This is a genomic window from Chamaesiphon sp. VAR_48_metabat_403 (genome assembly GCF_031422475.1).
Taxonomy (GTDB): Bacteria; Cyanobacteriota; Cyanobacteriia; order Cyanobacteriales; family Chamaesiphonaceae; genus Chamaesiphon.
In genome coordinates this window covers 1-9,431 of record NZ_JANPLS010000163.1, presented here as the reverse complement: position 1 = coordinate 9,431, position 9,431 = coordinate 1, and the positions used below count along the sequence as shown (strand labels likewise).

Sequence of the window (9,431 nt, the reverse complement as noted above, 5' to 3'; positions counted from 1 at the left end):
AGGATCGTTCGGGCGATCGCCACTCGTTGGCGTTGTCCGCCGGATAAGCCCGATCCGCGTTCGCCGACGGGGGAGTTGTACCCATTGGGCAGCTCCATGATAAAGTCGTGAGCGTGGGCGATTTTAGCGGCGGCGATAATTTGGTCGGTAGTCGCGTCGGGATAATTGAGGGCGATATTTTCTTGGACGCTGCCTTCAAATAACAGGGTATCTTGGGGGACGATGCCGATTTGCTGGCGGAGTGAATACAGTTCGACTTTGGAAATATCGTAATCATCGACTAAGATGCGTCCCGATTCGAGCGGATACAGTCGGGGTAATAGTTTCATTAAGGTACTCTTACCGGAGCCACTTTGACCGACGATGCCGATAAATTTACCAGCGGTAAATTCTAAGCTGACACCATCGAGATTGAGTGCGCCTGTGGGTGCAAACCGGAAGGAGACGTTATCGAATTTAACATTACCGCGAATCGTGGGCATGGGAATATTGCCTCGATCGATATCGGTAGATTCCATCGGCGTATCGAGAATATCGGCGATCCGTTCGAGGGAAAGTGCGGTTTCTTGGAAATTTTGCCACAGTTGTGTGAGCCGCAATAAGGGGCTGGTAACGTACCCAGAAATGATTCGGAAGGCGATGAGCTGTCCGAGGGTGAGTTTGCCGTCTAGGACTAAATAAGCACCCACCCACAGCACTAATAAACTAGAGATCTGGTTGAGAAAGGTGGTGGCAGAATTGGCGGTGGTGAAGGTAATGACGGTTTGGAACCCTGCCATCACGTACTGAGTGTAGCGTTCTTGCCATTTCCAGCGCGATCGCAGTTCGACATTTTGGGCTTTAACGGTTTGAATGCCAGCAATTACTTCGACTAGGTGCGATTGAGATCGGGCGTTGCGTTCGGCTTTGGCGCGTAATTGTTTGCGGGCGATCGGGGATACAGCGGTGGTAATTAACACGCACAGCGGGAGCGTTGCGAGGGCGACTAGCGTTAATAGCCAGCTATAAATCAACATCACGACGATATAAATTACCGAAAATACCGAATCTAACACGACGGTTAAGGCGGTACCAGTCAGAAATTGCCGGATATTTTCTAGCTCGTTGACGCGGGTGGAGAGTTCGCCGACCGATCGCTTTTCAAAGTACCGTAATGGTAACCGCAGCAGGCGATCGATAATTTGCGAACCTAAAGCTAAATCGATCCGATTGGTGGTATCGACAAATAAATAAGTTCTCAGACTGGTTAATAAGGCTTCGCCGATAGCTACGCCGATTAATAGCACCCCAAATACATTCAGCGCAGTCGCACTATTTTGCATCAAGACGCGATCGATAATTGTCTGCGTAATTAGTGGGTTTGCCAGTCCGAATAATTGAATAAAAAACGACGCAATTAATACCTCGATTAACACGCCTTTATACTGCACCAACGACGGCCAAAACCAACTAATGCCAAACTTTTGCTCTGGAGTATATTGAGTCGCTTGAACTAGTAAAATCTGAATCAGATCGTTAGCAGGGGCATCGTCGGTACTGCGATCGAGTAACAATTCTTGGGGCGATCGTTGCACCAATCCGCTATCGGGGAGCGCAAGCGTCACAGAGTTATGGGAAACAGCACAGACTACCGCCAGTCGATCTTGCCATTTAATCAGTGCGGGTACCTGAATCCGCTGGACATCGGCGATCGGGATAGCGGCAAGTTGACCCTGAAGCCCTAAAAAGTCTGCCACAGCCCCGCAAAATTGCAGGGAAACCCCTCCGGTTTGCTCGACATGATGTGCGACGACCTTTCGCACGGAATCGCGCCGGAAGGGCATTTTAAACTGGTTTGCCAGCATTTCAAAACAGGCAACGCTACCATCGATCTGTCCTTTACCCCGCACGATCTGATATTTGGGGACAGATTTAGATTTTGGTGCGTTGAAAGTCAGCGGGAGATCGGGTGCGTAGGGAATTTCGTTTGGTTGTGCGATCGTTAACGCCGAAGCATTGGAGACGATTTCGGCATCTTGAATATCGATAATTCGTTCGGTATCTGCTTGTGGTGAAAACCTGAGAATTTTCGGCGAAATGCCAATCAGACGAAGTTTTTGTTTTGCTGGGAAGGCATCGAGATCGATCCGATCTCCAATTGTTACCAGGCGATCGGGATTACTCCCAGATCCGGCTAGTTCTTGGCTGGCGACGAACCAATCCCAGTTTCTCAGTGCAGGGGGAATCTCAGATCGCGAGTTATAAACTACGGCGGTATCGGTGGCTGCTGTTGCTAATTCTTTAATCGAATCGACTCCTAATAATTCCAATAATTGCTCTTGATTGGGATGTCTTTCTAGTTCGATTCTTAGAATTTCAAAGATTTCAATCTGGCTGGGTCGATCGTAAAAATACTCTCTCAATATCGGTTCTTTGGCAACCAATTGCATGAATGATTCGGCGGGAATCGTCAGACATATTGCTTCTGTAGAGGCGATCGCCGCCTCGCAAGGAACGCCGCGAATCATCCCGATTGCACCGATCGTGCCGCCAGTTTCTAGTCGCTCTAGGGTGACGGGAGCTGTATGTTCGGATGGGTATCCCAACAGGCGCACGGTACCTTCTACCACGATATTAACCTGTGCCGATAACCTGTCGCGCAACGCGATCGGTTGTCCGACATGATAGCGATAGTATTGCCCGATTTTAGCCAGTTTTAATTGTGTACTAGTTGATAATCGATTAAACGGCTCGATTTGTGATAAAAAAACTTCTGGTTTTACTGGGGTGTAAGTCATAACAAGTAAGAAGTAAGAAGTAAGAAGTAAGAAGTAAGAAGTAAGAAGTGTGGGGAATACAGTTCCAAAAAAGCCTAAAACCTAAAACCTAAAGCCTAAAGCCTAATTCTTAAACTTGACTAATTTTTGCTTGCAGCCAGCGATCGTAGAGTTCTTCGATTAGGCGCGATCTGAGGGTTTTATCTAATTGAGCGGGGAGATATTTTTCGAGTTTGACGATGACAAACCAGTCGGCAATGGCGATCGGGGGCGATAATTGTCCGGGTTTGAGCGAACTAAGTTTTTGGGCGAGCATGGGGTGGGGGATTGATAATTCGTGGGGGCCGATCGTGCCGCCATTTTCGGCTTCTTGTCCGCCTGAATATTGTTTGACTAATTCTGTAAAAGTGGCTTCTTTATCTTGAATCCGAAAAAACAACTCTTGAGCTAAATGGGCATCTTTAACTCGTAATAGTGAATAAACAGCCCGATCGAGCTGATTTTTACGTTGTAAAAAATATGATTCGACTTTATTACCAAAAGTTTGTTGTTTAAACCGATCGAGTTTGAGGGTTCTGAGAATCGAATGCTCGAATTGTTCTAGCGTGCAATTATTTTGGGTGAGCCATGCCGTGCGATCGTCATCGGAATTAATTTGGTACTTTTGGTAAAAAGCCTTATACGCGCCAAAAACCTCTTCTTGACTACAAATAACATCAGCCAGTTCCGCATCGAGAATTAGTTCTCGTTTTAATTGCGGCAACATCCAAAATTTTTGTAAAAGTGCGATCGCTTCTTCTCCAGACATCGCATTTTTACACAACCTTTTTAAGGGTGTATCTAGCTCATCGTCCAATCGACTTTCCAATGGCGGCACTTCGGGAACAGTTACAGCGACAATGCCAGGATCTCGTAAGTTTGCACTTATCTTCATGATGATACTATTAGTGTGAAGGCTGACTGAGTAGCACCCTGCACAGATTATCTCAGTAATTGCTCGGACACAGGTTATTAGAGCATTAACGTCTGGTTAAGTTAATTATTAATTAACTATCGGCTCTCACTCATGTTGATATCGTTCGCGTAGCATTGGCGCAAGCCAAGTCTTTTAACCCACATTCTGCTAGTCCAATCGAAACTTGTGCTGTCTGCGGCGGTAGAAAAATAATTAAAACGAATCCATAGGGGCGTAGCGATTGCAAGTTTGGCAATCTTTGTTAACGATAGCCCGCCGTAGATACAATCTGCCTGCCCTCTGGCACGAAGCTTTTCATTTGGGATGGCTCTATCGATCCAGAATACTTATGTTTTACGAAACATATTAATATTTATTAAGTGAGTAATGTAGATGACCTCGATTATCGTCAATTCCTTTACATCCCGATCTGGATTCAATTGCTATGACCGCAGTATCTCAGTCTAAATTGCCACTCAAATTTCGATTCGATCGCCAGCTTTGGCAGCGATTTGTTGAAATTGCCCAACCTTACTTCTACCCACCAGGACCGAGAAGTTCGATTCAATTTCTATTCTTAATTTTAACACAACTAGTATTTGTTGTTGCTTTCACGTTCTTTTTTGTTGTCAGTCTCGCCTTAATTGGCTTCCAATTCGCGCCCAAATTTTTCTCAGGGTTAGTAAATGAGATTATTTATCTCAAATTTTTGTCTAGTTTAGGTAAAAGCTCGATCGAAATATTTCAAAATTTGCTGACATATCTACCTGCTTACATATTTTTGGTATTGCTCGTCGTCAGTAGTGGCATTTTCTATGCTTATCGACGGAAGCTCAAAGGACGAGAAAAGCAATGGCTAGTACTAGGACTATTGCTTTTTCTGGCATTCATCGTCAGTAGTCTAAATGTGCTGATTAGCTATGTCTTTCGATTTATCGATAATGCCCTCAATGGCAGGAATCCCCAAGTATTTTGGGAGTTTCTCTGGGTGTATGGTATTACTCTAGTTATCGCAATTCCCATTTTAATTAGTTATCGCTATACGCGGCGAAAACTAGCCCTGTTCTGGCGAGAGTGGTTGACGAATACCTTTTTGAAGGATTATTTTAGCAACCGAGCTTACTATGAACTAGACTCGAATGCCGCTAATACAGATATCGATAATCCAGACCAACGGATGACTGAAGATGTAAATTCTTTTACGACTACTATCTTAGATCTGATTCTTGATATTCTTGATTCAATTTTAGATTTAGTCGCCTTCACCGGAATTCTCTATAGTATTTCTACTCAGCTTACGATTGGATTACTTGGCTATGTTTCTATTGCCACTATTCTGGCACTTTGGATCGGGACTAAACTAATTAAAATCAACTTCAATCAATTGCGACTTGAAGGTGATTTCCGCTATGGGATGGTTCACGTCCGCGACAATGCCGAATCGATTGCATTTTATCGAGGCGAAAATTTAGAACTCAGTCAAGTTGAAGGTCGGTTAGGTCGAGCGATTAGAAACTACGATCTATTGATCGTCTGGCTCGCGCTGTTAGATATTTTTCAGTATGCTTATAACTATTTTGCACGGTTGGTACCTTACCTAATTGTGGCACCTTTATATTTTGCCAAACAAGTTGATTTTGGCACGATCGGGCAGGGTATATTTGCCTTCCAAATGGTGCTGAGTGCCCTGTCAATTATCCCAACGCGGATTCAGAGTATTTCTTCATTTGCAGCGAGTATCGAGCGGTTGGGGATGTTGTACGAACGCTTTCGGCAACGGGAAACTAGAGATGTTGTCGGTAGTGGAATCGTCAATTACCCATCAACTCATTTTAAAGTAGATGGGCTGACGCTCAATACTCCCAATGCCGAGCAGACTCTATTTCAAAATCTCTCCTTCGAGTTAACGCCACCTCAATCTTTGCTGGTAGTGGGTACGAGTGGCTGTGGGAAAAGTTCGCTACTGCGGGCGATTGCAGGGCTATGGCGCAATGGTACGGGTACGATCGAAAGTCCCGACTATACTCAGGCTCTATTCCTACCTCAGCAGCCCTACATGCTCCTGGGTACCTTGCGCGAACAGTTGAAATACCCCAACCTGCGGGAAAATGTCACCGATGAGGAAATTCAATTGGCACTCACAACGGTGAACCTGGAAAACTTATCGGTACGAATGGGTGGACTTGGTGCTGAAAAAGACTGGGCTGCTCTACTCTCCCAAGGCGAGCAACAGCGGTTAGCTTTTGCGCGGATTCTCCTCAACCAGCCGAAATACGTCATCCTCGATGAAGCTACTAGTGCCCTAGATGTGACTAACGAGCGACGGCTTTACGAGCTACTACAAAGCCAAGATATCACCTATATTAGTGTCGGTCATCGTCCTAGTCTGATTGACTATCATCAAACGGTGTTAGACTTGCGATCGGCAAATCATAGCGGTTGGCAATTATTGGCGGCGAAAGATTATCAGTTCGCTAGTTAATCGAAAATTAACCTTTTGCGGCTTGGCAAAATGCACATAAACCAAAAAACTCTAAAGTACGATCGAAGACTTCAATTGACTTAGAAATGCTGTTAGTTCTGAATTTCTTTGAGGTAGCGATTACCTTTGGGTGAAGATTCTACGCGAATTGCAAAGGGGAGATCTTGGGTGTACTCTTCTAGTTTATTGGCAAATTGTCTGACCGATCGAGCGTTGCCGAGTTTTTTACTCGCTTCGGCTTCGGTAATCGTGCCGTGTTTTTCAATGTGTTGTAAAATAGTTAGATGGGGATTGTCAATGAATTTATCGTGCCATGCGCCCTCGATAGCGATCGAATCGAGATGACGATTCTCATTCTGAGAGGCTACGCCAACGATAGTTGGTGGTTGGGGTTCGATAGTTTGGAAATCTTTGGCTATCCAAGGATCTGGTTCGTCAATCGATTGCAATTTAGCCCTAACTTTGAGATCTAAATTATCTAACTCTCCTTGTTTGCTGCTCAACTCTAATCGAGACATTTTTAAAGCTCGATCGCACATTTCGATATCATTATGTCGATCGATAATTTCTGCGGCCAAATCTGCTAATTGCGATCGTTTGACTTGCAATTCTATTTCGGTATCGTTTAATTGCGATCGCGTCTCAACTAATCGCTGTTGTTGACTGGTTAATTCTGGAGTAATGTCTGCTCTAATTCGATCTAGCTGCTCGATTTCTGTTTCAAGATCTTGTTGAATTTTTAGTCGTTCGCTAATTGCTAAATCTAGGTTTTGGATGAGTAACTGTTCCCGATCGGCAGATTCATTTAAGTCATTGTTTTCTAGGCTCTGTTGACTTTGGATCTGCTGAATATTTAGAGCTAATTCTTGCTTGACGATCGCCTGTCTTGCGATTTCAGCCTGGATCTGCTGGAGTTCGATTTTGGCTTGTTGGTGCAGCCGCCGATCTAGAGAATCGTTAGAATTTTGGATCTTAATTTGCTCTGCTTGTAGTTGAAATACTGTTAACTTACCTCGATCGATTTGGGCATCTATTTCGAGCAGACAAGCTTGTTTTTCCTGGATGTTGCGATCTAGTTTTGTAGCTAAAGCCTGTTGTTCCTCGCTGTAGTTTGCGAGCGATGATAATTGTTGCTCTACTTGCTGTTGTTGAACGCGATCGCGATCGATCCGAGCGGTCAAACTATTCGCTACACTATGTAACTGAGATACCTTTAATTCGATCGCCTGTCGATCTTTGTCCCTAAGTTGCAACTGTCGATCTAGAATCGCGCCGCGTTGCTGTAACTCATTCAAGCGCACCTTTCCCCGCTCTAATTGGCGATGGATCTGCTGTTTGCGTTGGCGGGATCTGGCAATTGCACTCACAGCGACACCGGGTACCGTCGCCAAGCCAACGAGTGCAGACTGAGCGAGATTTTGAGTAAATGGCAACGTACAACCGCAGCTTGCGATAAAAGCAACAGAGCCAGTCTTAAACCAATGTTTGAGGATGGGAGCTTGTTTTGTAGACACCGATCTGTAAGCCATAAGGAAGATTCGATCGACAGCCGCTAACCTACAGGTTGGACTAACCACAAAGATTATAGCCGATCGCGTTCTCAGTGCAATATTTCGCACTATTTCGCGCTAAATGCGTCATTAAGTCAACCGCGATTACCTCCGGTAGGCTGTGCCTATGGCAGGCTGTGCCTACGGCAGGCTACGCCAACGCCAACGATCGAAACTTATCCTCTGGCAGATGAAATTGCAACTTAGGCCGCTGTTAATATTTTGCTTACTAATATTGGGATGTGGTTGCGATCGAACCGACAATCGTGTCAGCCCATTTATTAGCTCCGAACCAGCTACCACCACAATTACCAATCCGATTGCGCGTAAGTTAGTAGCAGGTGGAATCGCCCAAACAACTGTTACCAAAACCTACGATCCAGCCTATGTTGCCCTCAAATATCCAGGTGGCGATGTGCCAGCCAGTACGGGAGTTTGTACGGATGTAATCGTGCGTGCCTATCGGCAGATTGGCATCGATTTACAACAAGCCGTTCATGAAGATATGCGGCGCAATTTTGCCGTTTATCCCAAGCTGTGGGGACTAAAACAACCGGATAAAAATATCGACCACCGTAGAGTCGCAAACCTAATGACTTTTTTCGATCGACGCGGTGCCACACTACCAATTACAGGTGAATATTTACCAGGAGATTTAGTTACTTACGATCTGGGTGAAATTGGTTTACATATCGCGATCGTCACTAATATTAAAACTAATGACGGTTATCAAATGGTGCATAATGCTTGCTGCGGCACCAAAGTCGAAACAATCCCCCGTAATTGGAAAATTAACGGTCGCTATCGTTATTTACCCAGGGTTTAATGTCGAGCGATTTTCGCCAGTCTATGACACTTAACGCAAGTTGCTAGTTATAACCAAGGTGAAAGATTTGGGTATTAGGTACTAGGTATTGGGTATTAGCGATGGAATAAAACCTAATAGCTAAAACCTAACACCCATCTTACTAAAAACTCATAACTAGCAACTTGGGTTACACTTATGGAAATGCGATTGACTTACGACCATTTGTGTTGAATTGCCGCGATTGCTAACGATATACCTGGAATAAATACAATTCCCAATTGCTTCATCATCCCGGCTTGGTTGCCTTGTCCCCAATGGTAGACAATTTTACCATTGCTGAGTTCATCCAGATGTACGACTTCAACCTCAACCACTTTCCCGGTAGCGGGTAAACCTTGAAAGTTACCCAAATGCGTACCGCGAAATTTTCCGATCGTCACCACTCGATTATCTGTGGCAATTACTTTATCGAACTGATGACAAGTATCTGGAAAAGCCTTGAGAAATTCTTGCCCAAATTGAATAAAAGCTTCCCGATTGAGTGGTGTTGGCACTCCGACTAAATCGGTAGTAAAGTCTTCAGCCATCATCGATCGAACTATGTCGAATTCAGATCGATCGAAGGCTGCATATAATTCGAGAACGATTTGTTCGTTACTTGCCATTAATTTTCAGGTTCGGTTGCTAGGTCGATTTTTTAGGTGACATATCGCTCTCGTTTAGGAGAGCATTTTCATCTGGTAATTATCGATAATTCTAGCATGTGGAGATGCGATCGGACTAAATCATGATGTTTTAATTAAATTTTGAATTTCCACAACATCCCGAAAACCAACTGCGATCGCTTTACCGTCTTTGACAAAAATTGGGCGTTTTAATA

General features: G+C 44.6%; 6 protein-coding genes. 2 read left to right on the top strand and 4 right to left on the bottom strand.

The annotated features are described in order from the left end of the window. Both RMO79_RS07860 and RMO79_RS07855 read right to left on the bottom strand, forming a co-directional pair. Nucleotides 1-2,777: peptidase domain-containing ABC transporter (locus RMO79_RS07860; protein ID WP_310482561.1), on the bottom strand; the 2,777-nt coding region annotated here is incomplete at its 3' end. Between the two features lie 109 nt (nucleotides 2,778-2,886). Beyond that, the gene (locus RMO79_RS07855) at nucleotides 2,887-3,690 is read right to left on the bottom strand and encodes a peptidylprolyl isomerase (RefSeq protein ID WP_310482560.1); all 804 of its coding nucleotides are present in this window, start codon (nucleotides 3,688-3,690) and stop codon (nucleotides 2,887-2,889) included. A 466-nt stretch (nucleotides 3,691-4,156) separates the two neighbouring features. Here RMO79_RS07855 and RMO79_RS07850 point away from each other — a divergent pair, with 466 nt between their 5' ends. Continuing rightward, entirely contained in the window at nucleotides 4,157-6,193 is a 2,037-nt protein-coding gene (locus RMO79_RS07850; protein WP_310482559.1) for an ABC transporter ATP-binding protein/permease, read from the top strand. Between the two features lie 92 nt (nucleotides 6,194-6,285). On the opposite strand, the gene RMO79_RS07845 is transcribed toward RMO79_RS07850, so the two are convergent. Then, nucleotides 6,286-7,707, bottom strand: coding sequence for a hypothetical protein (locus RMO79_RS07845; protein WP_310482558.1), 1,422 nt, complete (start codon nucleotides 7,705-7,707; stop codon nucleotides 6,286-6,288). A 163-nt stretch (nucleotides 7,708-7,870) separates the two neighbouring features. On the opposite strand from RMO79_RS07845, the gene RMO79_RS07840 reads away from it, so the two are divergent. Further along, the gene (locus RMO79_RS07840) at nucleotides 7,871-8,569 is read left to right on the top strand and encodes a DUF1287 domain-containing protein (RefSeq protein ID WP_310482557.1); all 699 of its coding nucleotides are present in this window, start codon (nucleotides 7,871-7,873) and stop codon (nucleotides 8,567-8,569) included. Between the two features lie 194 nt (nucleotides 8,570-8,763). On the opposite strand, the gene RMO79_RS07835 is transcribed toward RMO79_RS07840, so the two are convergent. Continuing rightward, nucleotides 8,764-9,216, bottom strand: coding sequence for an ester cyclase (locus tag RMO79_RS07835; RefSeq protein WP_310482556.1), 453 nt, complete (start codon nucleotides 9,214-9,216; stop codon nucleotides 8,764-8,766). Nucleotides 9,217-9,431: the final 215 nt, after the last annotated feature.